The 26417-nt window shown below is 58.3% G+C and carries 19 protein-coding genes; 16 read left to right on the top strand and 3 right to left on the bottom strand.

Going from position 1 to position 26417, the window contains the following annotated elements; translation table 11 throughout:
• Nucleotides 1-87 precede the first annotated feature (87 nt).
• From hflX to BLW36_RS11850, 7 genes are all read left to right on the top strand, one after another.
• Nucleotides 88-1401 (top strand): ribosome rescue GTPase HflX, encoded by a 1314-nt coding sequence (hflX, locus tag BLW36_RS11820; RefSeq protein ID WP_091388504.1) that lies wholly within the window; start codon nt 88-90, stop codon nt 1399-1401.
• Nucleotides 1402-1478: 77 nt separating this feature from the next.
• Nucleotides 1479-2627 carry an FtsH protease activity modulator HflK gene (hflK, locus tag BLW36_RS11825; RefSeq protein ID WP_091388506.1) on the top strand — a complete coding sequence of 383 codons (1149 nt, stop codon included), beginning with the start codon at nt 1479-1481 and terminating at the stop codon, nt 2625-2627.
• 12 nt (nt 2628-2639) lie between these two features.
• Complete coding sequence (gene hflC / locus BLW36_RS11830) at nt 2640-3518, top strand: protease modulator HflC (protein WP_091388508.1); 879 nt, start codon at nt 2640-2642, stop codon at nt 3516-3518.
• A gap of 183 nt (nt 3519-3701) precedes the next feature.
• Nucleotides 3702-4895, top strand: coding sequence for an ATP phosphoribosyltransferase regulatory subunit (locus BLW36_RS11835; RefSeq protein ID WP_091388710.1), 1194 nt, complete (start codon nt 3702-3704; stop codon nt 4893-4895).
• Nucleotides 4896-4972: 77 nt separating this feature from the next.
• Nucleotides 4973-6295 (top strand): adenylosuccinate synthase, encoded by a 1323-nt coding sequence (locus BLW36_RS11840; RefSeq protein ID WP_091388510.1) that lies wholly within the window; start codon nt 4973-4975, stop codon nt 6293-6295.
• 159 nt (nt 6296-6454) lie between these two features.
• The gene (gene trhA, locus BLW36_RS11845) at nt 6455-7102 is read left to right on the top strand and encodes a PAQR family membrane homeostasis protein TrhA (RefSeq protein WP_091388512.1); all 648 of its coding nucleotides are present in this window, start codon (nt 6455-6457) and stop codon (nt 7100-7102) included.
• Nucleotides 7103-7204: 102 nt separating this feature from the next.
• Nucleotides 7205-8428: a lytic murein transglycosylase gene (locus tag BLW36_RS11850; RefSeq protein ID WP_091388514.1), complete on the top strand. Its 1224-nt coding sequence runs from the start codon at nt 7205-7207 to the stop codon at nt 8426-8428.
• Between the two features lie 51 nt (nt 8429-8479).
• Here BLW36_RS11850 and BLW36_RS11855 read toward each other — a convergent pair whose 3' ends face one another.
• From BLW36_RS11855 to BLW36_RS11865, 3 genes are all read right to left on the bottom strand, one after another.
• Nucleotides 8480-9496: a succinylglutamate desuccinylase/aspartoacylase family protein gene (locus BLW36_RS11855; RefSeq protein WP_091388515.1), complete on the bottom strand. Its 1017-nt coding sequence runs from the start codon at nt 9494-9496 to the stop codon at nt 8480-8482.
• A gap of 80 nt (nt 9497-9576) precedes the next feature.
• Nucleotides 9577-12729 (bottom strand): DUF6531 domain-containing protein, encoded by a 3153-nt coding sequence (locus tag BLW36_RS11860; protein WP_139304878.1) that lies wholly within the window; start codon nt 12727-12729, stop codon nt 9577-9579.
• Nucleotides 12730-12758: 29 nt separating this feature from the next.
• Nucleotides 12759-13616 (bottom strand): Stp1/IreP family PP2C-type Ser/Thr phosphatase, encoded by an 858-nt coding sequence (locus BLW36_RS11865; RefSeq protein WP_091388519.1) that lies wholly within the window; start codon nt 13614-13616, stop codon nt 12759-12761.
• 209 nt (nt 13617-13825) lie between these two features.
• On the opposite strand from BLW36_RS11865, the gene BLW36_RS11870 reads away from it, so the two are divergent.
• From BLW36_RS11870 to BLW36_RS11910, 9 genes are all read left to right on the top strand, one after another.
• Nucleotides 13826-14626 carry a transposase gene (locus BLW36_RS11870; RefSeq protein WP_244506223.1) on the top strand — a complete coding sequence of 267 codons (801 nt, stop codon included), beginning with the start codon at nt 13826-13828 and terminating at the stop codon, nt 14624-14626.
• Between the two features lie 89 nt (nt 14627-14715).
• Nucleotides 14716-16122, top strand: coding sequence for a type VI secretion system contractile sheath domain-containing protein (locus tag BLW36_RS11875; RefSeq protein ID WP_244506237.1), 1407 nt, complete (start codon nt 14716-14718; stop codon nt 16120-16122).
• Between the two features lie 81 nt (nt 16123-16203).
• On the top strand, nt 16204-17898 hold the full coding sequence (gene tagH, locus BLW36_RS11880; protein WP_091388523.1) for a type VI secretion system-associated FHA domain protein TagH: 1695 nt from the start codon (nt 16204-16206) through the stop codon (nt 17896-17898).
• A 26-nt stretch (nt 17899-17924) separates the two neighbouring features.
• Nucleotides 17925-18530 carry a type VI secretion system lipoprotein TssJ gene (gene tssJ / locus BLW36_RS11885; RefSeq protein ID WP_139304880.1) on the top strand — a complete coding sequence of 202 codons (606 nt, stop codon included), beginning with the start codon at nt 17925-17927 and terminating at the stop codon, nt 18528-18530.
• Between the two features lie 67 nt (nt 18531-18597).
• Nucleotides 18598-19935 (top strand): type VI secretion system baseplate subunit TssK, encoded by a 1338-nt coding sequence (gene tssK, locus BLW36_RS11890; protein WP_091388525.1) that lies wholly within the window; start codon nt 18598-18600, stop codon nt 19933-19935.
• Nucleotides 19936-19937: 2 nt separating this feature from the next.
• Nucleotides 19938-20801 carry a type IVB secretion system protein IcmH/DotU gene (gene icmH / locus BLW36_RS11895; RefSeq protein ID WP_091388527.1) on the top strand — a complete coding sequence of 288 codons (864 nt, stop codon included), beginning with the start codon at nt 19938-19940 and terminating at the stop codon, nt 20799-20801.
• Between the two features lie 53 nt (nt 20802-20854).
• Nucleotides 20855-24397 (top strand): type VI secretion system membrane subunit TssM, encoded by a 3543-nt coding sequence (tssM, locus tag BLW36_RS11900; RefSeq protein WP_091388529.1) that lies wholly within the window; start codon nt 20855-20857, stop codon nt 24395-24397.
• Between the two features lie 15 nt (nt 24398-24412).
• Nucleotides 24413-25081, top strand: coding sequence for a type VI secretion system-associated protein TagF (tagF, locus tag BLW36_RS11905; protein WP_170833196.1), 669 nt, complete (start codon nt 24413-24415; stop codon nt 25079-25081).
• Nucleotides 25082-25676: 595 nt separating this feature from the next.
• The gene (locus BLW36_RS11910) at nt 25677-26417 is read left to right on the top strand and encodes a hypothetical protein (protein ID WP_091388534.1); all 741 of its coding nucleotides are present in this window, start codon (nt 25677-25679) and stop codon (nt 26415-26417) included.

Below are 26417 nucleotides of genomic sequence, written 5' to 3' on the forward strand. Positions count from 1 at the left end.
ATTTAACGCCCTGAAATTTTCTGTCGTATATTGCGGCTTCAATCAGGGTCCCGGGCTATTGCCCGGTCCCGCAACAGAGATTTCCCATTGTTTTTCGAACGACCGGAATCCGGTGAACTAGCCGTGCTGGTGCACTTGGAGCTGTCTGCGATAGACAGCCCAGACGACCCGCGTGAATTTGAAGAGCTGGCGCTGTCCGCCGGTGCAGATCCGGTGACTTTTATCTTTGGCCAGCGTGCCACTCCCGACCCGAAGACCTTCGTCGGCCGCGGTAAGCTGGAGGAGATTCAGCAGGCGGTAAATGAGAATGGCGCCGAGCTGGTGATATTTGATCACACCCTGTCGCCGAGTCAGGAGCGCAACATCGAGCGCGAACTGAAGTGTCGCGTGCTCGACCGGACCGGCTTGATCCTGGATATCTTCGCCCAGCGCGCACGTACCCACGAGGGCAAGTTGCAGGTAGAGCTGGCGCAGTTGCGCCATATGGCCACGCGTCTGGTACGCGGCTGGACCCACCTGGAGCGGCAGAAGGGTGGTATTGGCCTGCGCGGCCCCGGCGAGACGCAGTTGGAGACCGACCGCCGCCTGCTGCGTGCGCGCATCGACTCCATCGAAAAGAAGCTGGAGAAAGTGCGCCGTCAGCGCGAGCAGGGCCGCCGCGCGCGTTCCCGCGCCGAAGTCGCCACCGTTTCGCTGGTGGGTTACACCAATGCGGGCAAATCCACCCTGTTCAACCGCCTGACCGATGCCGATGTGTACGTGCGTGACCAGTTGTTTGCGACACTGGATCCAACCATGCGCCGGGTCGATCTGCCCAATGTCGGCGCCATGGTGCTGGCGGATACGGTGGGCTTTGTGTCCCATTTGCCGCACAAGCTCGTGGAGGCATTTCGCGCCACCCTGGAAGAGGCGGCCCGGGCCACGCTGTTGCTCCATGTGGTCGACGCCGCGGCAGAAGACCGCCTGCACCTGATGGAAGAGGTGCAGGCCGTATTGGAGGAAATCGATGCGGCGGAGCTGCCGCAGTTGGTCGTCTACAACAAGATCGACCTGTTGCAGGACAGCGAGCCGCGTATCGATCGGGACGATCAGGGCGTGCCGCGCGCGGTATGGGTGTCAGCCGTCACCGGAGCCGGCTGCGAACTGCTGATCGAGGCGATAGCCGAGCGCCTCGGCGAACAGATGGTGCGCGGCCTGCTGGTGACGACGCCACAGCAGTCGCGCCTGCGCGCGCAGCTCTACGAAATAAATGCCGTGCAGAGCGAAAATTTTCGCGACAACGGCGATTGCGAGCTACAGCTGCTGCTGCCGCGCAGCGATTTTCAGCGCCTGCTGGCGCCGTTCACCAATAGCGGGAATGCGCCGGAATGGCAGCCACTGGACGAGGCGGAACAGCGATAAGCGGCAATATTTCGCCGGCGAAGAATGCTAGAATCCGCCAATACATAAAGCTAAACGATTAGAGTTGGAGTATTTAGATGGCCTGGAACGAGCCGGGTGGTAACAACAAAGATCCCTGGGGTGGCGGCGGAGGCAACCGCAACGACGGTCCCCCTGATCTCGATGAACTGCTGCGCAAGTTGCAGCAGAAATTGAACGGCCTGTTTGGCGGCGGCGCGGGCTCCGGTACCGGTGGTGGCTCCGGTAGTTTTCCATGGTCGCTAGTGTTGATTGTGCTGGCAGTGCTGTATGGGCTGCTGGGTTTCTATCAGGTTAATGCCAACGAGGCGGCCGTAGTGCTGCGCCTGGGCAAATACCACTCCACCGAGACTTCCGGCCTGCACTGGAATCCTCCGCTGATCGATACGGTTTCCAAGGTCAATATGACCGAGGTGCGTACCGAGCGCACCACCGGCCAGATGCTCACCGAAGATGCCAACATCGTCGAAGTGGTGCTGACGGTGCAGTGGCATATCAACGACGCGGAATCCTATGTGCTGCGCGTGCGCGACCCGCTGAAGAGTCTGCAGGAAGCCACCGACAGCGCCCTGCGTCATGTGGTTGGCTCCCTGACGCTGAACGGTGTCATCTCACAGAACCGGACCCAGGTGTCCGCCGATACCCAGCAGCGCCTGCAGCAGTACCTGGATCTCTACCAGACCGGTATCCGCGTCGATGTGGTCAACCTGACCGATGCCAAGGCGCCGCGCGAAGTGCAGGATGCCTTCGATGACGTCACCAAGGCCCGCGAGGACGAGGTGCGCCTGCAAAACGAAGCCCAGGCCTACGCCAACCAGGTGATCCCGGTGGCGCGTGGTCAGGCACAGCGCATCATTGAAGAGGCGGAAGCCTACAAGTCCCGCGTCGTCGAGAGCGCCCGCGGTGAAGCGGTGCGCTTCGAGAAGCTACTGGCCGAATACGAGCGCGCGCCGCAGGTGACCCGCGAGCGCCTCTACCTGGATGCGGTGCAGCAGGTGATGGCCAACGCGTCGAAAATCATGGTGGACGTCGAAGGCGGCAACAACATGATGTACCTGCCGCTGGACAAGCTGGCGCAGGAAAGCGGCAGCCAGGCGGTACAGCGCAAGGATGTGTCGCCGATGGTGGTGGACGAGGTCTACCAGCGCATCGTCGAGCGCCTGCGCACCGAGGCTGCCAACAGCCGTCGCAACCAGAATGTTCGCTAAGGGGGTGACGCAATGAATAACAGAACACTGGTAATCATCGCCGCCCTGCTGCTCGCGGTGCTGGCCATTTCCTCCAGCGCCTTCGTGGTCAAGGAGACGGAAAAAGCGGTGCTGCTGAAGTTCGGCCGCCTGATCCGCACCGACTACGAGCCGGGCCTGTACTTCAAGATTCCGCTGGTGCACGAGCTGCGCAAGTTCGATGCGCGTATCCAGACAGTGGATTCCAGCCCGGTGCGTATGCTGAACAGCGAAAACAAGTTCATGATGGTGGACTCCTACGCGAAGTACCGCATCTTCGACGTGAGCCGCTTCTACGTCGCCACCCGCGGTGACGAGCGCAACGCGGTGCGCCTGCTGTCGGAACAGATCAACGACCGGCTGCGCAACCAGTTCGGTGTGCGCGACCTGCACGAAGTGGTCAGCGGTCAGCGCGACGAGCTGATGGCGGAGATCACCACGAACCTGAACCAGGCTGCGCAGACAAGCCTGGGGGTGGAGCTGATCGACGTGCGCGTGAAGCGTATCGATCTGCCGCCTGAGGTCTCCGAGTCCGTGTTCCAGCGTATGCGCGCCGGACGTGAACTGGAAGCCCGCGACCACCGCGCCAAGGGTCAGGAGGCCAGTGAGCGCATCCGCGCCAACGCCGACCGCCAGAAGGTGGTGATCGAGGCGGAGGCCTACCGTCAGTCGGAAGAGTTACGCGGTGCCGGCGATGCGGAAGCGGCCTCAATCTATGCTTCTGCCTACAACAAGGACCCCGAGTTCTACCGCTTTACCCGCAGCCTCAAGGCCTACAAGGAGACCTTCCAGAACAAGGCCGACATGCTGCTGGTGGACCCGGACAGCGAGTTCTTCCGCTACCTGAAGGACCCGGAAGGCAAGTCGCAGTAAGCCGTTCGGCGGGATCTGCCCGGGCGAGCCGTAGGCTCGCCCGTTTTTCTGGGCAAATGCAGGGTCAAAGCCCTACCTTCCCGCGAACAGTTGGTGGTAAAATCACGCAAACCGGGCCGAGCCCGGTTTTTTTGTGAAGGGCGCTCCCGCACCTGTTACACCGCTGACAACATCTATTTCACCATGACTCAAGCCGATCGCTGGATGCTGCCGGATGGCATCGCGGAAATCCTTCCCGCTGATGCCGTGCAGATCGAAACCCTGCGCCGCCGCCTGCTGGACCTCTATCACAGCTGGGGCTACGAGCTGGTAATACCACCGATGCTGGAATTCACCGAATCCCTGCTGATCGGCATGGGCCGGGATATCGATCTCAGGACCTTCAAGGTCACCGACCAGCTGTCCGGCCGCACCCTCGGCATTCGCGCCGATATCACCCCCCAGGCCGCGCGGATCGATGCGCACAGTTTCCCCCGTGCAGGCGCCAACCGCCTGTGTTACGCCGGGCAGGTGCTGCATACGCGCCCGCGCACGGCGATGGGCTCCCGCGCGCCGATCCAGGTGGGCGCCGAGCTGTATGGGGTCGAGAGTCTGCAGGCGGATATCGAGGTCATCTCGCTGATGCTCGAGAGCCTGCAGATCGCCGGGATAGCGCAGATTCACCTGGATCTCGGCCACGTCGCCATTTACCGCAGCCTCGCCGAAGTGGCGGGGCTGGACGAAGAGCAGCGCCGCGAACTGTTTGCGCTGCTACAAAGCAAAGCCAGTGCCGATGTACAGCGCTGGGTTCAGGACAATGTGACCGATCCGCAGGTGGCTGCCTGGCTGCGGGCCTTGCCGGGCCTTGCCGGCGGCAGCGAATGCCTGGCGCGTGCGCGCGAGCTGCTGAGCGGCGCGCCGGCGGAGCTGGAGGCGGCACTGGCTGACCTGCAGCAGGTGGCCGCGGCGCTGGCGCAGCGCTATCCGGCGGTAGAGCTGTTCTTCGACCTGAGCGAAGTGCGGGGCTACGACTACGAAACCGGTCTGGTGTTCGCCGCCTATACACCGGGGCACGGCCAGGCGCTCGCCAACGGCGGCCGCTACAACGGGATCGGCGCCGTGTTCGGCCGCGATCGCCCAGCCACCGGCTTCAGTAGTGATCTGGTATCCCTCAATACCCTGGGGCGCACTGCGCCGCCAATGGATGTCGCCATCCTCGCGCCGGTGACCGACGATGCCGAGGGCGAATCCCTGTGGCGTCGGGTGGAAGAGTTGCGCCGCAATGGGGAAGTGGTGATCGCCGCACTGCCGGACGGCGCCGAAGGTGAAGTGCAGTCGCGCTGCGATCGCGAACTGGTCATCGAGAACGGTGACTGGGTGGTTAAGCCGCGCGGCTGATCCGAACTAAGATTAATTTGCTTGCCGGGGCGGTCCGTCCGCCTCGTCAGAAAACCTTGAGTCAGAGATTTACGCAAATGGGTAAAAACGTAGTAGTGCTGGGCACCCAGTGGGGCGATGAAGGCAAAGGCAAGATCGTCGACCTGCTGACGGAAAAGGTATCCCTGGTGGTGCGCTTCCAGGGCGGTCACAACGCCGGCCATACACTGGTGATCGACGGTGAAAAGACCGTGCTGCACCTGATCCCGTCCGGTATCCTGCGCCCGAGCGTAACCTGCCTGATCGGCAACGGCGTCGTATTGTCGCCGGAAGCACTGCTGAAGGAGATGGCGGAGCTGGAAGCGAAGAGCGTACCGGTGCGCGAGCGCCTGCGCCTGTCCCCGGCCTGTCCGCTGATCCTGCCGGTCCACGTGGCCCTGGATCAGGCGCGCGAGAAGGCCCGCGGTGCCAAGGCGATCGGTACCACCGGTCGTGGTATCGGCCCGGCCTACGAAGACAAGGTGGCGCGTCGCGGCCTGCGTCTCGGCGACCTGTGCAACTGGGACAACTTCTGCGCGCAGCTGAAAGAGCTGCTGGAATACCACAATTTCGCCCTGACCGAGTACTACAAGGTGGACCCGGTCGGCTACGAAGAGACGCTCGAAGAGGCGAAAGTCTGGCGCGACCAGCTGGTACCGATGATCACCGACGTCGCCGACCAGCTGCATTGTGCGCGCGAGCGCGGTGACCACATCCTGTTCGAAGGCGCCCAGGGCTCGCTGCTGGATATCGACCACGGCACCTATCCGTTCGTGACCTCGTCCAACACCACTGCCGGCGGCACGGCCACCGGTTCCGGTTTCGGCCCCTTGTACCTCGATTACGTGCTGGGTATCACCAAGGCCTATACCACCCGCGTCGGCGGCGGTCCCTTCCCAACCGAGCTGGGTTGCGACGTGGGCCGTCACCTCGGCGAGAAGGGCCACGAATTCGGCGCCACCACCGGCCGCCAGCGCCGCACCGGCTGGTTTGATGCCGTCGCCGTACGCCATGCGATCCGTATCAACAGCATTTCCGGCCTGTGCCTGACCAAGCTCGATGTGCTCGACGGCCTGGCGGAAGTGAAGATCTGCGTCGGCTACCGCAACAGCGAAGGCCAGGATGTGCCGGTGCCCTTCGATGCCGCCGGCTGGGAGGGTGTGGAACCGGTATACGAGACCATGCCCGGCTGGCAAGATACCACTTTTGGCGTGCGCCGCGAGGCAGAGCTGCCGACTGCCGCGCGCGACTATATCGCCCGCATCGAAGAACTGGTGGGCGCGCCGATCGACATTATCTCTACCGGCCCCGACCGCAACGAGACCATCGTGCGCGAATCCTCGGCCCTGTGTGAAATGGGTATCCACAACCCGAGTCTGTAACAAGCAGGCGGCCGGATTCGCTCCGGCCGCTTTGTGAATCCCCGGTCCCGAACAGGGCTTGCTTTCCGCGGCTAGGCTGTCGATGATTGGACCAGTTTTAAGTATCTGGTCACAAGTTTGTGCCAGACTGAACGGCCAATTATCAGACCGGGGTTTTTCATGTCTTCCTCCATCGCTCACCGCTACAGCTTCGCGGAAGAAGTCGCCAACAGCATTATCCACGGTGTCGGCGCGCTGCTCGCCATCGCCGGTCTCGGCGTACTCTGTGGTTTCGCCGCCCTGCGGGGCGACGCCTGGCATATTGTCAGCTCCAGCGTCTACGCGGCCACCCTGATTCTGTGTTTCGGCGCCTCCACCCTGTATCACAGCATCAGCCATATCCGTGCCAAGGAAATACTGCGCACCCTCGATCACTCGGCGATATTCCTGCTGATAGCGGGTACTTACACACCGTTCACGCTGGTGACACTGCGGGGCCCCTGGGGCTGGTGGCTGTTCGGCATCATCTGGGGGCTGGCGCTTGCCGGCCTCGTTATCCAGTTCACGCCGCTGAAGAAGATCCGCGCCCTGTCGATTACCCTGAGCGCCCTGATGGGCTGGGTGGTCATCGCCGCGATCAAGCCGTTGATGAACAGCCTCGAGACCGGTGGCCTGTGGCTGCTGGTACTGGGCGGTCTCTGTTATACCGGCGGTATCGCTTTCTACCTGTGGCGCAGCCTCCGTTTCCATCACGCCATCTGGCACCTGTTTGTGTTGGCCGGCGGCATGCTGCATTTCTTTGCCGTGCTTTTCTACGTAATTCCCTGAGCCGGCTTGAACACCGTCACGGGTTGAACAATCCGCCTTTCGGAAAGCGCTTTCCCGTTCTACCCTTGAGCGAGCAATTTGTTGCGCGCTGAAGGAACCGCTATGTCCCGCTCCCGCCAGTTATTCCAACTGTCACCGGTTGTTGTCCTGTTTACCTGCCTGCTGCTGGCACTGCCACTGGCCGCTCAGGACTCCGCCGATCCCGGCTTCCAGAAATGGATTGAGGATTTCCGCAAGACCGCGATCAAGAATGGTATCTCCGGCGAGGTCTATGACCGCGCATTCAAAGGCATCACATCCCCGGATCAATGGGTGCTGGATAAAGCCAGCTACCAGCCGGAATTCAAGGCGCCGGTTTGGCAATATTTCGACAATCGGGTACAGAAGCGCGCGATCGAGCGCGGCAAGAAGAAAAAGCAAAAGCTGCAGTCCTGGCTGGACAAGATCGAGCAGCGTTTCGGCGTCAATCCGAATATCCTGCTGGCGATCTGGTCCATCGAGTCCAGTTACGGCGCTATCCTCGATAACGACAAGGTAATGCGCAACGTGATCCGCTCACTGGCGACGCTCGCCTACGCCGATCCGCAGCGCAAAAAATTCGGCCGCCAGCAACTGCTGGCGGCGCTGAAAATCCTGCAGAGCGGCGACATCGACGAGAGTCACCTGACCGGTTCCTGGGCCGGCGCCATGGGGCACACACAGTTTATTCCGACCAGTTACCAGGCCTACGCCGTGGATATCGACGGTGATGGCAAGCGCGATATCTGGAACTCGGTGCCGGATGCACTGGCCACCGCCGCCAGTCTGCTGTCGAGCAATGGCTGGCGCCAAGGGGAGACCTGGGGTTACGAGGTCACGATCCCCGAGCGCAAGCTGCCGGCGGGCAAGCTGACAATCGGCGAGTGGGAAAAGCTCGGTGTGAAGCGTGCCAATGGAGAGCCCTTCCCGCGCAAGAATGACAAGGCCGAACTCAAGTTACCGGACGGCCGTGATGGCCCCGCGTTCCTGATGTTGAAAAACTTCTTCGTCATCAAGCGCTACAACAACTCCGACCGCTACGCGACCGCGGTAGGCCTGCTGGCCGATCAGATAGGTGGTGCGCCGGGTCTGGTGAAAGACTGGAACCGCCCGTTTACACCGCTGGACAGCACGCAGGTCGAAGAGCTGCAAAAACTGCTGCAAGAAAAGGGGTTCTATAAGGGCGAAATAGATGGCAAGGCCGGCTCGGGTACGCGCAAGGCGATCAGGGCATTCGAAAAGAGCGCCGGTGTCGAAGTCCAGGGTTATCCGAGCAAGGAAGTCCTGCAGTTGCTCAAGTCGCAGTAACCTGCTGCAAGGTCAAAGGCGAGCCGCGGGCTCGCCTGGAATCGATCCTTTTCAGAAATTCTCATCCGGCAGCAGGCTGTCCTGCAGCAACTCCAGGTTTTCCGCGACCTCCTGCGGCTCGTGGAAGTAGGCGATGTGATACATGGCCTCGCCCTCCTGTACCAGTGGGATATTCTGCTTGCCGATAATAATACCGTCGGCGTTACAGATTACCCGATCCAGCTGGTGACCATAGGGATCGGCGATCGTCGCCAGCACTTCCCCCTTGAGCACGTGGTCGCCCAGGCCTTTCTTATGATTGACGATGCCGCTGTCGCTGGCGCGCAGCCAGCCACTGCGCCTGGCGACGAAGGGTTCGATAGTGCGCTGCCGCCGTGACTTCGGCAACATCTGCAAATGCCGCAATACGTTGACGATACCTTTCACGCCTGCGCGGATACACAGTTCGTCAAAGCGCAGCGCCTCGCCGGCCTCGTAGAGAAGAATGCGCACGCCCAGATCGGTGGCAGCCTGGCGCAGCGAACCGTCACGCAGTGTCGCGTTCAGCAGCACCGGTACGCCGAAGGCGTCGGCCATTGCACGGGTTTCCTCGTCGTCCAGGTTCGCGCGTATCTGTGGCAGGTTGCTGCGGTGGATGGCGCCGGTGTGCAGGTCTATGCCGTAATCACACTTGGACACTATTTCGTCGAGAAAAACATGCGCCATCCGCGCTGCCAGTGAGCCTTTGGCGGAACCGGGGAAGGAACGGTTCAGGTCGCGCCGGTCCGGCAGGTAGCGGGAGTGCTGCAGTACGCCGTACACATTGACCACGGGTACCGCGATCAGCGTGCCCCGCAGTGACTTGAGGGCGCGGCTACCGATCAGGCGGCTGATGATTTCGATACCGTTCAGCTCATCGCCATGCAGAGCGGCGCTCACGAACATGGTCGGACCGCTTTTTTTGCCCCGCTGAACGTAGACGGGAATCGCCATTTCCGTATCGGTGTACAGGCGCACGACCGGCAGATCAATACGCCTGGTTTCGCCGCGCGAGATCGATACGCCACCGATCTTGAAGTTTTCAGCCATGTGTCAGTCGCCAGTGCAAAACGCGTTAGCATTGTAGCGCTTTCCCGTTTTACACGGACTCCCTATCGACGCTATTCGTGTCAGGCGGGTTCCGCCGTCTCGTGCAGTTGCGAGTGTTCGGCGCCGGAGAGGGCTCGATGACGGTCGCTGCTGAATGGCTCTTCCTTGTGCAGCCAGCAATTGAGTTGCGGCTGCCAGTAGCCGCGCCAGCTGTAGTGGAGCCCCGTTTCACAGTCGGCCATCTGTCCGCTACTATGCCAGGTGTCGCCGCCGCTACGGTGCGGCCCGTTGGTGGTGGCCTGCGGCTGTGTTGCCTCCTTCGCCCACAAGATTTCCCCCAGTTCGTCGAACAGGAGCAGTGGTGCACCCGCCGGATCTAGCAGGTAGTGCGCCAGCCTGTCAGACTGCCAGCGCCCCAGCAGTGTGCCGCGCAGCGGGTGATACAGGTAATGAACCGCTGGCCGCTCCTCGTCAACCGCGAGACTGTGCTCACACCAGAGCCCGGTGCTGCACCAGAGATAGTCCATGCGGCACTGGTGTGCGGACTTGCGGTGGCTACTGAGCTTGCTCAGGCGCCGACCGAAAGGGTCATAGCGGAAAAAGGTCTTGAAATCGCCGCACTCGGCACTACTCAGCAGGCCCCAGCCATCGTACTGATACAGAAATTCATCACCCGCTTGGTCCTGGCGCCGCTCGCGGACAATATTGCCGCGCATGTCGCGCTCGGTATGACCGGAGCCGAGGACTGGAGCGGGAGCTGGCACGAATTCCGATAGCGGCGCACAAGGGGCGAACCGCCAGCGTTGCTTCTGTGCTGTCTCAATGTCGGTAAGCTGCCCATGGGCATACAGCAGGCCGCTCCGGGTGCGTCCCTGTGTCCATATTTCCTCCGCGCCCGCATATTCACAGCGCAGTGCGGCCTCGCCGTTGGCATCGATACCATAAAGGCAGGCATCCGGCGACAGCAGGTAGCACAGGTCGAGCTTCTCGGAGGTGGATCTTTTTAGCCAGCCGCGACCGTCATACCGGTGACTGACACTAAGACTTTCGCTGTCGCCGCTGTCATGGTGCTCCGCTGTGAGCAGATTGCGCCTATCGTACTGAAACCGAACGCGGCTATGGCTATTTGCGGCCTGCACAAGGCGGGCAGAGGAATCAAAGTGGAACTCACACTGCTGGCCGCTGTTGTTGCGAATCTGCCGCAAGACACCGCTCTGGCTGTGGAGGAAAAACCAATGGCTGTCGTTGTCACGGAATTCACACACGCGACCGCTGTTGTCATACTGCCACTGGATTCGATCACCGTATGCGTCGGTATATCTACTGAGCTGGCCGAACCCGTCGTAGTGCCACTCAAATGTGTTGTCTGCGCTTGTGGCCTGTATGATCCGGTCGTGTGCGTTCCAATGGATTGTAAACTCCGCTCCACCCGGCAGATGTAGCTGACGGATATTGCCGGCCACATCGAGTTGCCAGGAAAGCTTTGCTTGGCCATCCTGGCTAATTCCACAGGGGCGCCCGACAGAATCCCTCTCGAACTGCAGTTTCCACGGGCCCTGGTGATGCGCCAACAGTACGCCGCCGCTGCCGTAATGCCACTGTTTTTCTAGCTGCCCATTGCGAGTCCACGCGGTCAATCGCTGCCAGTGGTCGTATGCAAATTCCCAGCGGCGATCTCCGCGCTGAACGGCGGTCAGTTGTGCCTGATCATCCCAGTGAAATTCCGCTGTGCCACCTTCCGGATCGGTCAACCGGCTCAACTGGCCGCGCTCGTTATAGCGCAACTGCCAGCAATGCCCCTCAGGATCGAACACTTGTTCTGGTAAAGCCGCCGCACCATAACGGTATTTCCAGCTCTGTTCTCCGTAGAGCTGGGCGGCCCTCAGTCGGCCACAGTCATCATAGACATAGCGGTCGCTGGTGCCGCCGCGAGTACGGCGCACGAGGCGGCCGAACTCGTCATGGCGATAGATATTGCGCGTGCCATTGGAATTCTTATGGCAAAGGTTGCCGTAGTGATCGTAAAAGTAGCTGGTCGATCGATCACCCTGCTGTTCTAGAAGTAATTGCCCAAACCGATCGAATTTCAAGCGAATCGGAAGACGATCCGGCATTTTGAGCGTGCAGCATCTCTGCGACTGTCGCCAGCTCAGGGTGAAAGTCAGATTATTGCGCCGAATGGTTTGGCAGCACTGGCGTTGGTCATAGAAAAACTCGATCTGACCGGACTGACTATTATCAATTGCGACAATTCTCTGCTCGTCGTATTGGTATTGCTCACAGGCCACACCTTGGTAAGCGGCAGACAGACGTTTATGTGGCACGTCATAGTCGTAGGAGCACAACACCTGGTCTTCAGTCGGTCCGTCGCGCTGCAGAATTTTTTCGATATGCTGGTCCCGGTAATGGAATTCCAGCACACGCCCCCAGGAGCTGACAACTTTTCGCAGCAGGCCATCTGCGTAATCGACGGTTAGAGAGCTGCCAAACCTGTCCCGTACTTCAACCAGTGGCAGTGCGTCGCTGGTACCGTCCGCACGGAATATCCTGTCGGGCTGATCAAAGCCACATAGTCGATAACTGTGCAGGCTCTGGCGGTGCAACAGCAGCCGTTCAAAACGGTTGTAAGTGCTGTGTCCAATGGCTGGTACTGTGAAAGAGACTCGTCTACCCTCTGCCGTATACAGTTCCGCAATAGTTTTTTTAGCGCCGGAGGCATCCGTTGTTACCTCGGCGATATGTAGCCGTTCGCTGAAATTGTGGCGCCAACCATCGCCCAAGCCGGAGTCTTCGCTGGATCCGTGCCGATAGTAACGTTGCCACTTAAACAGAATTGGGCCAGGCAACGTGAAATCTATACGCGTGAAGGCGACTTCACCATTGTGTGCGATTACGTGATCGCATATCCGTTCACACTGTGCGAGTGTCGGTACGGTATCTCCCGTCGGGTTGACGCCAGGGAGATTGCAAAACTGTACGGGGCCGCAATCACTGGTGTACAGAATAGGCAGCACGGGAGCCTGCGACAGCGTGTAGTGATTGGCGTTTATACGCGGCGGCTGTGGCCAGAGCGACCCAAGCGGAAAATCGCCGTCAGCTTGCCGGGTATCAGCCGTGAAATTATTTAGCCAATTACACAGGGAGATGGGGTTGCCAGAAGAGCTCTCGATTTTTGGTGGCGAAAGCTTCGCAAGATTTATTGGAATTAAATCGGCCAGACAATCCGGTGTCATATTGGCGCTCTCAAAGGTGGAATCTATCGCTAAGATTTTCGTACGGTCACATCGTCCTTTTTCGGCTTCAGCGTAATGGCATCCTCTGCAGGCGTCATGATCGCTTCCGATCTGCTGGAAAATTCTAGGATGCCCGCACTGATATTATCTCGGCCGCCAAGACGATTGGCATCCTCGATAAAGAGGTAAACACTCTCCAATGCCGGTCTGTGGGTGGCCAGCACGCGCTCGATGGTGTGGTCGTCCAGGTATTCGGTCAAGCCATCACTGCACAGCAACAGCAGTGCATCTTCGGTTAAAGTCCAGCTATTGATGGCCGGCTCAACTTGTTTCGAAACACCAAGCGCTCGGGTGATATGGTTGCGGACCTGGGACTCTTGTGCCTGTTCGGGTGTGAGTTGGCCGCTATCAATCATTTCCTGCACCACACTGTGGTCGCGAGTGAGTCGTTGCAGGCCGTAGTTATTCCACAAATAGGCGCGAGAGTCACCGATATGGGCGACGATAAGGAAGTCCTGCCAGACTGCTGCCACCACCAGGGTGGTGCCCATCTGGGAAAACTGTGGACGCGTATCCTTTGTATCGAGAATACGCTGATTTGCGCTATTGATGGATTCGATCAGCGCGGCTCGTAACATCAGCTGCTGCTGCTGTGGTGAGCAAGATAAAAAAATATCGCCGAGCAGGCCATTCAAATAATGCTGCAACGTATCCGCGGCGATCTGGCTGGCCGTAGCACCGCCGCTGTAACCACCCATACCGTCCGCCACAATAACGTAGGCAAACGGTTGTTCCTGATCGCTATACCAGCGAATACTGTCTTCATTTTCCTCGCGCACCTGGCCGATATCGGTGCGGCCATTGACTGCCAGCCTGATGGGCTCCATGTCAGTCACAACTCCCTGTTTTGTAATTTGCTGTAATACCTCAGCAATTCCTCGCCGACGTGACCCGAAAATCATCGGCCTAGAGCGACAATGTTAACTTGGTAGTAGGATTCGTTTGAAATGTTTTTAATGCTTTTGTGATAATGTCGTCTCTCTAAGGAATGGATGCTAGGCGGTACGCCTGTGCAAGAAAAGGAATTTTCGGCAAGATGCCCCGTCTCCCGCGACTGAATCTGATAGATATCCCGCAGCATATTGTTCAGGTAGGCCATAACAACCTGCCGTGTTTCTTCGATGAAGAGGATTATCAGTTTTACCTGATCAGCCTGCGCAATGCCGCAGATCAGTACCGTGTCGATGTGCACGCGTACGTCCTGCTGCCGAACATGGTACAGATCATTGCAACGCCAAGAGTACCCGACGGCGTGCCCTCAATGATGCAGTCTTTAGGGCGGCGCTATGTGCAGTTTGTAAATCATCGGTACAAACGTTCAGGAACACTTTGGGGCGGGCGCTATAAGTCCAGCCTTATCGATTCCGATTCCTACCTGTTGACCTGTTACCGTTATGTGGAGCTTCGGCCACTCTACCTCGGCCTGGCGGATTCCCTGGGCGACTATCCCTGGTCCAGCTTTAACTATCACGCTAGCAATGAAGAGAATGCAGTAATTACCGATCATCGGCTCTATATGGCCCTGGGCGAAACCGCGCGGCAGCGTGCGGAGGCCTATCGAAAGCTGTTTCGATACAGTTTCGACCGAAGGTTGCTGGAGTATATTGCCGAGACCATCAAGGTTGGCCATGTATTAGGTGGGGACGCCTTCAAGGACAAGATCGAACAGATTGCCAATCAACGCGTGCGGCCGCTGAAGCGTGGCCGGCCGCCTAAGACGAAAATCAAGTCCAAATTGACAGGCATCGATCAGGCCTCATCAAAAAAAATCGACCAGGCGACTCAGGCCGCGCCTCGACAACTGGAAGATGTCGATGTCGCAGTAATGGAGAACTGACAGTGAGCCGAGCAGAGATTGGAACTCGTGTGCCGTTTGAAGGCGGCGATCAGGGAAAAGCAAAGAAGTCCGGGCCGGATGTGTTGAAAGTGGCAATCCTGGGAGACTTCAGTGGTCGATCCAGCCGCCGAATCTGCGAACCGGATAATCTCTCCCGCCGGCCGGCGATCCGCTTGAATAAAGACAATTTCGACAAGGTATTCGAGCAGCTTGGTGTGCGCCTTCAGCTTCCAGTGATGGACGAGCCCCTTGCTCTATTGGAATTCGACGACCTGCACCCGGACTATCTCTATCGTCGTGTGCCTTTGTTCAGAAAGTTTATCGAGCTGGAAAAGAGGCTGCAGCAGCCGGAAAAGTTTGCCGGAGCAGTGGAAGAAATTCACCGGTGGCGTCCGGAACTGCTGCCATCGCAGCAGCTTCACGAGGAGCACGACCAGCATGAATCGCTGCTCGACCGTATTCTTTCCAGCAAGGGATTTAGCGATATATATGATACGAGTGCTGATGCTCAGATCGACAGGCTGATCAAGGACATTGTCGCACCCTATGTCCAGGAGAGACCCGATAGTAACCAGGACGTCTACCTGCGGGCGGTCCAGCAGGCGGCTTCCGAGGCTATGCGCAAAATCATGCATGACAGTGATTTCCAGCAGCTCGAGAGCGGCTGGCGCAGCCTGCATATGCTATTGCGGCGTCTGGAAGAGCATCCAAACCTGCAGATCCATCTTGTCGATGTCAGCAAGGAGGAACTTCTGGCGGATTTCGCTCAGGCCGAGAGCGATCTCGAGGAGTCACAGCTCTTCAAGTGTCTGGTAGAGCGGGAGATGGTCTCAGGTGACCGTCCCTATAACCTGATTCTGGGTGATTTTTTTATTGCCGATGAAGAGCGGGATCTGCACCTGTTGATCGATCTCGCGACCATTGCTGAGGCAGCTGGCAGCGCCGTAATACTGGGTGGAGATTGCAGGCTGGCCGGTTGTGCGAGTCTGGCCGGCTCACTGGACGTGGATGACTGGCACTATCCGTTGTCGCAAGTCTTTAACGAAAGCTGGCAGGCAGTGCGGGAATACTCCGGCTGTGAGCATGTTGCGCTGGCAGGCCCCAGATTCATGCTGCGGATGCCGTTCGGTGCGGATTCGGCGCGCACCGACTGCTTTGATTTCGAAGAGCTGACGCCGGAACACGGCCACAGATATTACCTGTGGGGTAACAGTGCCTACCTATTGGTGCTGTCGATCTGTCAGCAGTTTGCCCGCACCGGAGGATTCGCACCGGTGGTGTCGGCAAGTTTCGAAGACCTGCCGTTGCATCTGCGAAAAATGCCCCAGGGAGACTGGATGACGCCCTGCGCAGAAGCGCAATTGACCGATCGGGCTGCCGCCCGTTTTGCCAGTGCCGGTATCAGCACGCTGCGTTCAGTACGAGGGAAAGACCAGATTTTGCTGCCGCGATTGCAGTCGCTTGCCGGCACAGATCTCAGAGGTCCCTGGAGCTGACGGGGCCGGCGATACACTTCCAATAAGCGGGGCTTCATTGTTTGAAATCCCTGAAATATCAACAGCGCGAGTCAGAGTGAAATGGACTTAGTTCTCTCGGTGGTGGCCGACCCTCAGGGTGCCAATATGCTCAAGCATACGAAACTGTTCACGCCCGCCGGTGGCAGTGTAGGGCGCGCGGACAGCAACGATTGGGTACTGCCGGATCCAGAACGTGTGGTCTCTTCGAAACACGCACTGATCACTTTCAACAACAGCCAGTATTTCCTTACCGACCAGAGTACCAATGGCACTTACCATAACCAGGGCGATAATCCTCTGGGCAAGGGTAACCAGGTACCGCTGCAAGATGGCGACATTATCGGTATCGGCGACTATCAGCTGAAGGTCAGTATTCGCCGGGCCCAGGCTGAAAGTGGTGTGCCCGCGGGGCTCGGCGACGCTGACTTCCTCGACAACTCTGACCGCACCACATTCAGCGCCGCCGCGGCAGCCAAGATGCAGAATCAGGCAGAGGCACAGCAACTGGATAGCTGGCTGGAGCCGGGCAGCACAGGTTCCAGTAGCAATACGGGTGAATGGGGTTACGTCGGTGGCGCGAATCAGGCTGTGGGCAGTGACGAAAGTCTTCTTTCACCTGATCCCGCGTCTGCGGACCCGATGGCTGCATTCGGGAGTTCCGCCAGCTCCGGCTTTGGCGTGGGGCAGGATCCGCTGGCTGCTTTCACCGGCACCTCCGCGGCTGCGCCCACAGCGTCGGGTAGCCAATGGAGCGACGATGACTGGTGGAAAGACGGCAGTGAGCAGGATCATGCGCCGGCGGATCGACACGCGATGCATTTCGCTGCGCAGCAGGCTTCGTCTGCCGATATTGCGACGGCGCCGGAGCCGTCACGCCCGGCAGCTCCTGCGCCGCAGCCCGCAATGCCGCCGCCAGCGGTGGCGCAGAAACCGCCACCCGCAGATAACCCGTTTGCAGATTCCTTCGCTGCCATGCAGGGACAGCAAGTAGAGGGCGCCCCGGGTTTTGACGTGGGCACCCAGGCAGGCAATCCATTCTCCGCTGCATCACAGTCGTTTTCGCAGGTGTCGCCCCAGCAGCCGCCTTCTGGTGAGCAGCAGAGGCCGGTACAGCGTGCGGCCACGCAGAAAGCCCTGCAGAGTGACGTCCCGGCAACTACCGCATCCGAGGCGGCCTCGGTCGGCCAAAATGCGCTGGCCGCAGGGCTTGGGTTAAACCTCTCGCCGGCACAGCTACAGCAGGTTGATCAGCAGACGGCCGCCATCGTACAGGAAACCGTCACACGATTGATCGACCTGCTGCGCGCGCGCACAAGCATCAAAAATGAACTGCGTGTGCAGCGCACCATGATTCAGACGGAAGCCAACAACCCGCTGAAGTTCAGCGCCACGGCTGCGGACGCGCTGTCTGCAATGTTTGCCGGCAACGGGGCCTTCATGGCCCCGCAACAGGCGGTGCAGGACAGCTTCGATGATCTTTCCGATCATCAGGTTGCGGTGCTCGCCGGCATGCGCGCCGGCTACGACGCGATGCTGAAATTCTTCAATCCCGAAAATATCGAGCGGCGTGTCGGTAATCAGGGCGGCGTCTTTGCCAGCAAAAATGCCAAAAACTGGGAGGGATTCGCCGAAATGTACCGTGAGTTACTGAAGGACCCGGAAGCCTGCTACCGGCGGCTGTTCGGCGAGGAGTTCGCAACCACTTATGAAAACCAACTGTCCGAGCTGAAAAACGCCAGAACCCTGAAAAACTAACCAGAAGGGCATACCGGGAGCCAAAGGTGACATTCAAGAAAATTTACCAACTGCTTTTAATCATAACTCTGGTAGTGACTGTCGCTGCCTGTCAGACAACTCGGCGCACATTGAATTTTGAAACGAGTGTGGAGCTGGCGCTGGATATAGAAAATGACGTAAATCCGGATAACGACGGGCGTGCATCCCCGATCGTGGTACGGGTTTTCATGCTGGCTGACGATCGTCAGTTTTCTCGGGAGGACTTCCTGAACCTTTATGAAAACGCGGAATCGCGCCTCGGCAAAGACCTCATCGATACGGTAATCCTGAAGGAATTTGCGCCGGGTGAGCGGCGAATCGAAAAGCTGCAGCTGACGCCGGAAGTCAGATACATAGGCCTGCTGGCCGAATTCGTGCAGTACCAGAAGGCGGATGCATTAATGCTGCTGCCGATCACGGAACACAAGGAAAATGAGTACGAAGTGACACTGACTGGTACACAGATCGGCTCCACCGAAGCGCTGGCCATGCGCCGTTCCTCCACCGCCAGCCGCGCGGAGAAAACAGGGGGTAACGGGACGGTGACTATTTCCAGTGCCGAATACGAACGTATGCGCAAGCAATTGCAGCAGGCAGAGAAGGGCAAGTAAGTCAGCAGCAGTCTGACAACCCCAATTTAAGTCCCGACCCCAGGTCCGGCTTTTACAAGGAAAAGATATGTCGGCAAATAATAAGGTGATCTGGAGCGAGGGCATGTTCCTTCGTCCGCAGCACTTCCAGCAGCAGGACCGCTACCTGGAAAACTTGCTCGAGGCCCGCACTGGCGCGCTTGGACCTTACACCTGGGGCGCTGTCGAGCTCGCCATCGACAGCGAGCCACTGGCCATGGGAAAAATCTCCGTGTCCCGCGTGAATGCCATATTTCCCGATGGTACACCCATGCTTGCGCCGGAAAATGAGCACCTCCCAGATGTGCTCGAAGTGCCGGTTAACACGCGCGATGAAGTGGTTTACCTGTGTATCCCAATGAAACGCCCGGGCAGCCAGGAATCGGTACGGGATCAGGAAGACTTTCCACAGGCGCGTTACCAGACCAGTAATTTCGACGCGCGCAACAGTGCCTCTGTTTCTGGTGAGCCGGCACGGATCCAGGTGGGCAAGCTGCGCGCATGCTTGAAACTGGGCAGTGACGACCTGAGTGGCTATGCCGCCATCGGTATTGCCAGAATCCGTGAGCGCCAGCCCGAAAAGCCGGTGGAGCTCGACGCCGACTATATTCCGCCATTGCTGAATGCCGAAACCTCCTCGGTGATTAAGGCCTATATCGAAGAGATTAAAGGTCTTTTGAATCACCGTGGCTCCGCTCTGGGGCATCGACTGAGCGACAGCGGGCGCAGTGGCTCTGCGGAGATCGCCGATTACCTGCTGCTACAGGTGATTAACCGCTTTGAACCCCTGTTGATCCAGCTTACGGCACAGCCGCGGCTGCATCCCCACAATCTTTATCTGGAATTGCTGCAGTTAGCCGGTGAGCTGTCTACCTTTACCGCTCCCGACAAGCGCCCTCCGGAGATCCCCCATTACGCGCACGAGCATCTGCAGCAGAGTTACGCCGGCCTGTTTGCCGCACTGCGCCAGTGTCTCTCCACGGTGCTCGAGCAGACAGCCATCGCCATGGAGCTGGTACAGCGCAAGTACGGTATCTATGTGGCGCCGGTAACCGATCCCTCCCTGGTTAAGACTGCCAGCTTCATCATGGCAGCAAAAGCGGATATGCCGGGGGACCTGTTGCGCAGCCGCTTCCCGGGGCAGGCTAAGGTGGCACCGGTCGAGGCGATTCGCGAGCTGATTTCAGCGCAGCTACCGGGCCTGTCGCTGCGTGCTCTGCCGGTGGCGCCACGGCAAATTCCTTATCACGCCGGCTTTACTTACTTCGAAGTGGAGCGCACCGGCGAACTATGGCAGGCCATGCAGAGATCCGGCGGTTTTGCCGTGCATCTCGGTGCGGAATTCCCCGGTTTGAGCATGGAGCTCTGGGCAATAAGGAATAACTGATCATGAGTAATGACAGCTTCACCCCGCCGCGTGCGCCCACTGCCGGCGATCGTACAGTGATTGTGCCTACACCCGGCGCAGCCGCCGCCAGCCGTCCGCCCGGCAATGCACAGCCTAACGCATTTGCCGGCGCCGATGTGCAGCGTGATATCAGCATTCGCAACAGCCTGAACCCTCTGGTTGCCGCCGCATCCAAGTTGCTCGGTGTAATCATCAAGCTGCGGACAACGATGAAGCATGACAATGTGCCGGACCTGCACAAGCGGCTCACACGGGAAATTCAGAACTTCGAGCGCGAGGCTAAGCAGCTCTCACTTGCACCGGAAACGGTACTCACCGCACGCTACCTGCTGTGCACGGTCGTGGATGAGGTGGTCCTGACGACTCCCTGGGGCACGGCCAGTGGCTGGAGCCAGCACTCGCTACTAAGCCTGTTCCACAAGGAGACTTTTGGCGGCGAGAAGTCCTTCCTGATTCTGCAGCGTATGCTGGAGACTCCGGGATCTCACCTGGAGCTGCTGGAGCTCTTCTATCTGTGTCTGAGCCTGGGGTTTCAGGGCAAGTATCGTCTGGTGCAGCGTGGCCACGAGCAGCTTGAACAGATCCGGGACAATCTCTACCAGACAATTGAGAGTCACCGGCCAGCCATGGAGCGTGATCTGTCGCCGCACTGGCAGGGCTGTGTCGAGCGCAAGACACGAATGATTCACTATATCCCGCTGTGGGTGATAGCCAGCGTCGTATTTGGCTTGCTGGCGGTTACCTATAGCGGTTATCGCTGGTGGCTGTACCAGAGCGCAACACCGGTGGCGGAAAGTATTGCCGCGATGGCTGGTGACAAACAAGAAGAAATGCCCAACCGGTAAACCTCGAACGGTTTTTTACCCGGTCCCTGAGGGAGCGGGATCTGGAGCTTTGCATGAAACGCCTGCGTAATTTCTTTACCAATAAATGGACTCTGGGGTTCATCGGCCTCGTGGCCCTGTCAATGCTGATCTGGTTTGGTGCGAGCTACATCAAGTTCGGCAGTGATAACACCACGCTGTCATACGGTGTGCGTGCCACGCTAATCGTGTTCCTGTTCGCTATCTGGCTGGTGTGGAATCTCAGCCAGTGGCTGGTAGAGCGGCGTCAGAACCGCGCTCTGATCAACGAGATTGAAGAGTCACAGCAGAATGACGTCGATCCCGATGAAGAGCGGAGTCGCGAGGAGCTGAGCACACTGTCCTCGCGCTTCCGAGAAGCCATGGAGGTTCTGCGTAAGGCTCGTTTCAAGTCGGATCGCGGCAGCGTGTCCCTGTACCAGCTGCCCTGGTACATCATTATCGGCCCGCCCGGTTCCGGCAAAACCACGGCTCTGGTCAACTCCGGCCTTGAGTTTCCGCTGGCGCAGACTCACGGCAAGGAAGCACTCGGCGGGGTGGGCGGCACGCGTAACTGCGACTGGTGGTTTACCAACGATGCGGTGTTAATTGATACCGCTGGCCGCTACACCACTCAGGATAGTCACCGCGTCTACGACAACAGCGCTTGGCAGGCTTTTCTGGCGCTGCTAAAACGCTACCGCCGTCGTCGGCCAATCAACGGTGCGCTGGTGGCAATCAGCCTGCAGGATCTGATGGTGCAGACCACCGAGCAGCGCCTGCACCAGGCCAAGACCATTCGCCAGCGGATTAATGAACTGCAGCAGCAACTCGGGATCCGCTTTCCGATATACCTGACCTTCACCAAATGCGATCTGGTGGCCGGTTTCAGCGAGTTTTTCGACAACCTTTCCCAAGCCGAGCGGGAACAGGTATGGGGAGTGAGCTTCCCGGCAGAGGTAAGCCCCGCGGCGGGTGCCCAACTCGACAGCTTCGCCTCTGAATTTGAGCAATTGATCGAGCGCCTTAACCAGCGTGTATTGTGGCGGGTACATCAGGAACGCAATGTCGAGAAGCGGGCTTTGTTACAGGGGTTTCCCGCGCGCATGGAGAGCCTGCGCGACATCCTGACCGATTTTGTGAAGCAAACGTTTAGTCCCAACCGCTATGACACAGTACCAATGGTTCGCGGTGTCTACTTTACCAGTGGCACCCAGGAAGGTAGTCCGATAGATCGCATGATGGCATCTGTCAGTGCCGATTTCGGTCTCGAACGCGATATGAGTCAAAAATTCCAGGGCGGCGGCAAGAGTTACTTCCTGCAACGCCTACTAAAGGATGTTGTCTTCCCGGAAGCCGAGCTGGTCGGGGTGAATCGCAAGATAGAGACGGCGACGCAGTGGTTGCGTAGGGGCGTCTACGCAGCGTCTACTGCAATATTTGTCGGCGCCCTGTTTCTGTGGACCGGTAGTATCGCGCAAAACAAGATGTATATGAATGAGGTCAGCGCGAGCATTGCCGAGTATCGGCAGCGCAAACAGGAACTCGGCGGCGGAAAGCTAACCGCAATTGATAGCCTGGCGCTACTACAGCCGTTGCACAGTGCCGCTTCAGTTTACGAAAAGGACGAGCATCCCTGGTTAAACAACCTCGGCCTTTATGACGACCGTGTCGATGCCGCTGCGGATGAGCTCTATCGGGACCAGCTCTACAGCGTGTTTCTGCCCGCCCTGATACGCGACATCGAGAGAGACCTGAATCGCCTGGGAAGTGACGACCCCGCTCTGGCGCCGACACTGAAGACCTACCTGATGTTCTTCACAGCCGACAAGCGAGACACGGCAGCTTTGCAGGCCTATTACACGGCGCGTTGGGAGCGCCAGCTGCCAGGGGAGGCTCAGAAGCAGGCAAACCTGGTTCAGCACCTGCAGCGGCTGTTTTCCGAGTCGGTACCGGAGGAGCTGGTGCCGAATGAGCGGGTGATCGCACGTGCACGACAGCAGTTGCGCCGTGTCCCGGTGCCGCAGCGTCTCTATGCGCAACTCCAGCGCAGCGAACTGGGCGTGACGCCGGTTGATCTGTACGGCGAAATCGGTGGTGACACCGAGCAGCTTTTTGGCGTCGCCGCGACGGATACACGCTTTACCATTCCCTATCTCTACACGAAGGCTGGCTATAAAGAGATGGAATTCGGGCCGGACTCGCCCCTGATGAGCCAGCTCGCGGAGGAGCGCTGGATCTACGGTGGTGAGCTCAGCGGTGAGGATTTTAGTGACGCAGACCGTGAAAGACTCGGCGAAGAAGTCAAGCGTATCTATCTTGGAGAGTACTACAAGCGCTGGCAGAACTTTATCGGCGGTTTCCAGATCCAGGATTTCCGCACTACCAGTCAGGCGTTGGATTCGCTATCGAAACTGGCGGATCCGGTATATTCGCCGTTGCTCGCTGTAGCGGAAATCACGGCCGATAACACGCGCCTGACGACTCGGCCAGAATTGTCAGTCGACGCATCGGGCGTGCCGCTGCCAGTGTCCAGCAACACCCGCAAGCTCGGTGGGGTGGCTGCCGGTGGTGCCGCTAAGGCCCTGCAGGATAAGTTCCAGCCTACAATTGTCGATTTGCGCTTTGAAGAGTTGCACCGGATTACGCAGAGCGAAAAGGGGCGTCCGTCGCGGGTTCAGGAATATCTTTCCGCTGTTACGAAAGTGCAGGAATACCTGACCGAGATCGACAGTGCGCCGGATGCGAATGAGGCCGCATTCAACAGTGCCAAGGTCCGTTTTGCCGGCGGCGGCGGTGACGCTATCAAGCAGTTGCGTATCAAGGCCGCCAACGCCCCCGCGCCTTTTGATCAGTGGCTAAATGAGATCGCCGACAGCACCTGGGCACTGGTAATGGCCAAAGCCAAGCTGCACGCGGACCGTATCTGGCGCGAGCAGGTCTACGACAGCTACAGCCGCAGTCTTGCTGGTCGTTACCCTCTCGGCGGTAATGGCGAGCAGGAAGTGCCGGTGCTGGAATTCAACAAGTTTTTCAAGCCGGGAGGCATAGAACAGCAATTTATCGATGAATACCTGAGACCATTCGTTGATACGCGAAGCTGGGCAGTGAAATCTCTCGAAGGGCAAAGCCTGGGCCTGTCCCAGGGGGCGCTTGCGCAAATGCGGCGCGCTGAACGTATTCGCAATACATTCTTTGGCAGCGGTGAGCAGGCCAGTTATTCATTTCGAATCGAACCAACCAAGCTCGATTCTGGCGTGAGGCTTTTCGAGCTAGAAATGGGAGGCCAGCGCGTTCCTTACTCCCACGGTCCGCGGACTACGAAAAAGTTGACCTGGCGCGGTGGTGAAACCAACCGCGTGCGCGTCATTTTCGAAGATCTCAATGAAACCGTACACCGGAAACACTACGAGGGCGACTGGGCATGGTATCGCCTGTTGGCGAGCTCTGAACTGGAGCGCGGCCGTAGTAGCACAGAATATTTGGTGACCTTTAAAGAAGAGGGGCGAAAAGCACAATTCCGTTTGTTGGCTTCGGCGGCTAATAATCCGTTCGACAGAAGCCTGTTGCGGGGCTATCGCTGCCCGGAAACGCTATAACCGGGAGAGCTGATAGTGACCAATAATAATGGATTGTATGGGAAGCTGCCGGCACACGGGGACTTCATACAGCGTGAGTTGCCGGCCAGCTTTGTACAGGTTTGGGATGAATGGCTGCAACGCGCCGTACACGGCTCTCGGGAGTTAGTGGGGGAGTCATGGCTGGACTACTACCTCACCAGCCCTATCTGGCGTTTTGCTTTATCGCCCGGTGTGCTCAATGACCGGGCGTGGGGGGGGATCCTGGTTCCGAGTGTCGATAGCGTCGGCCGTTACTTTCCACTGACTATGGCTGTCCCCATTACGCCCAATGCCAATCCGTTTGCCTTACAATTGGCAGCCGAAAACTGGTATCAGGAATTATCTGAGTTGGCCATCGAAGCACTACAAGCTGGACTGCAGGCCGATCAGTTGTTGGAGCGCTTTCCGGAATTTGTACATGGGTCACTGGCAAGTCAGGTGTCGAGCGTATCAGGCAGTCACATTGCAATCAGTGATGGAGGCAATATCGCCAGCAGCTATCCGGGCTTACTCAATCACCTTTACCGGGATCAGTTTCCGAGTTTCAGCATCTGGTGGTGCGCGGGATCGGAGCATCTGCCTCCAACAACACTGGTAAGTCCGGCTCTACCTGAGCCGACACTCTATTGCTCTATGTTGGGGGCGCCACAGCAGAACTGGTAACAGGGATTTTTCCGAGACCCAGTGTGCGCATGGTTCGTCTGACCAGGAGATCAGCGACTATCGTCACCTTAGCTACAAATGGGCCATTTGGTAGAAACGTGAATCCTGTTGGCATCGATCTGTAATTTGCTGTGATCGATCGCCTCTAGGTTTTCTGACATTATTTTCGAATAGATTTAGCGGTGGGAAAGAAAAAGCCGAAAAAAATAAATTATTAAATGGGGTTGGTCGATTCAACTAGGTACTGTCGTTTCAACTAAGTGGCGCTAATAAAATATTTATCAGTGCAGCCACTTGGGACAACGCTTATAGCCGTTGACCGGTGGCCACATCGAGGCGAAGATTCGGTACAATTGCAGGGGCTCTAGAGAATAGAAGCTGTTTTTAGTTGAGTTTTTTTGAATAGCGGTCTATTAAAGTCGTTCTTTTTTGGCCTGAATTGCTAATTGCACCGATAGGCGGGTGGATTGCCGGGCTGGGTATTACTCCTGGCATCTCATGAACCAGTGGATATCCGGTTCTTTTGTGCGGCTTTGAAGTCGACAAGCGCTTACGCCCCATATTCATATGCATGCAGGGATCGCAGGTCATAAGAATGTATTTTGATGTTGTATTTACCGGAGAACTGCGCACAGGGGTCGCGCGGCGCAGAGGTATTGAGGCCCTGGCCAGACTGTTTTCCCTAGATTTCCGGCAGATCAAATATCTGCTGTCGGGAGCTTGTCCGGTAGTAAAGCGGGTCCGAGAGCGCCATCAGGCAGACAGAATTGTCAAGGCGCTATGGGGTGGCGGGTGGCATTCGGAGTTGCGCCAGGGCGATTCCATCCTATTGCGTACTAATCAATTGCACGGCCAGGGAGAGCCGAATGCTGCAGCAGGGATGATCACAGCGATCAGCGCTGATTCCAGTATTTCCCTCCAGTTACCGGCGTCCTGGCAAGTATGTGGTGGTCTGAACCCGCATGCGATTCTACAGGCTGGCGACCATGGATCGCGGCAATATGTCGTTGTATTGCGGCAGGATCGACAGGAGTTACCCGAGGGCCTGAGCCTGGCAGATTACAGTGCGGCACAGCTGCACCAGTGCTGCACGAGAGTCCGTGGTGGAGACATTCTCAGTGATCCTGTACCACTTGAGGGAGCAGCTTACCCAACTCTTGTGGCGCAGCTACATGCGGAGCTGGGAGGCGTGTCGATCCGCTATTTCATTGGCTGCCTCCAGTGGCAGCAGTGGTACTACACCACTTACTTGTGGTGTGAGAGCCAGGATTTCCGAAATTCTGCGGACCTGTTTGAGCAGGTCGTTAGACGGATCCATATGGCGCCCCACAGCTGA

Source organism: Microbulbifer marinus (genome assembly GCF_900107725.1).
In the GTDB taxonomy this organism is placed as follows: Bacteria; Pseudomonadota; Gammaproteobacteria; order Pseudomonadales; family Cellvibrionaceae; genus Microbulbifer; species Microbulbifer marinus.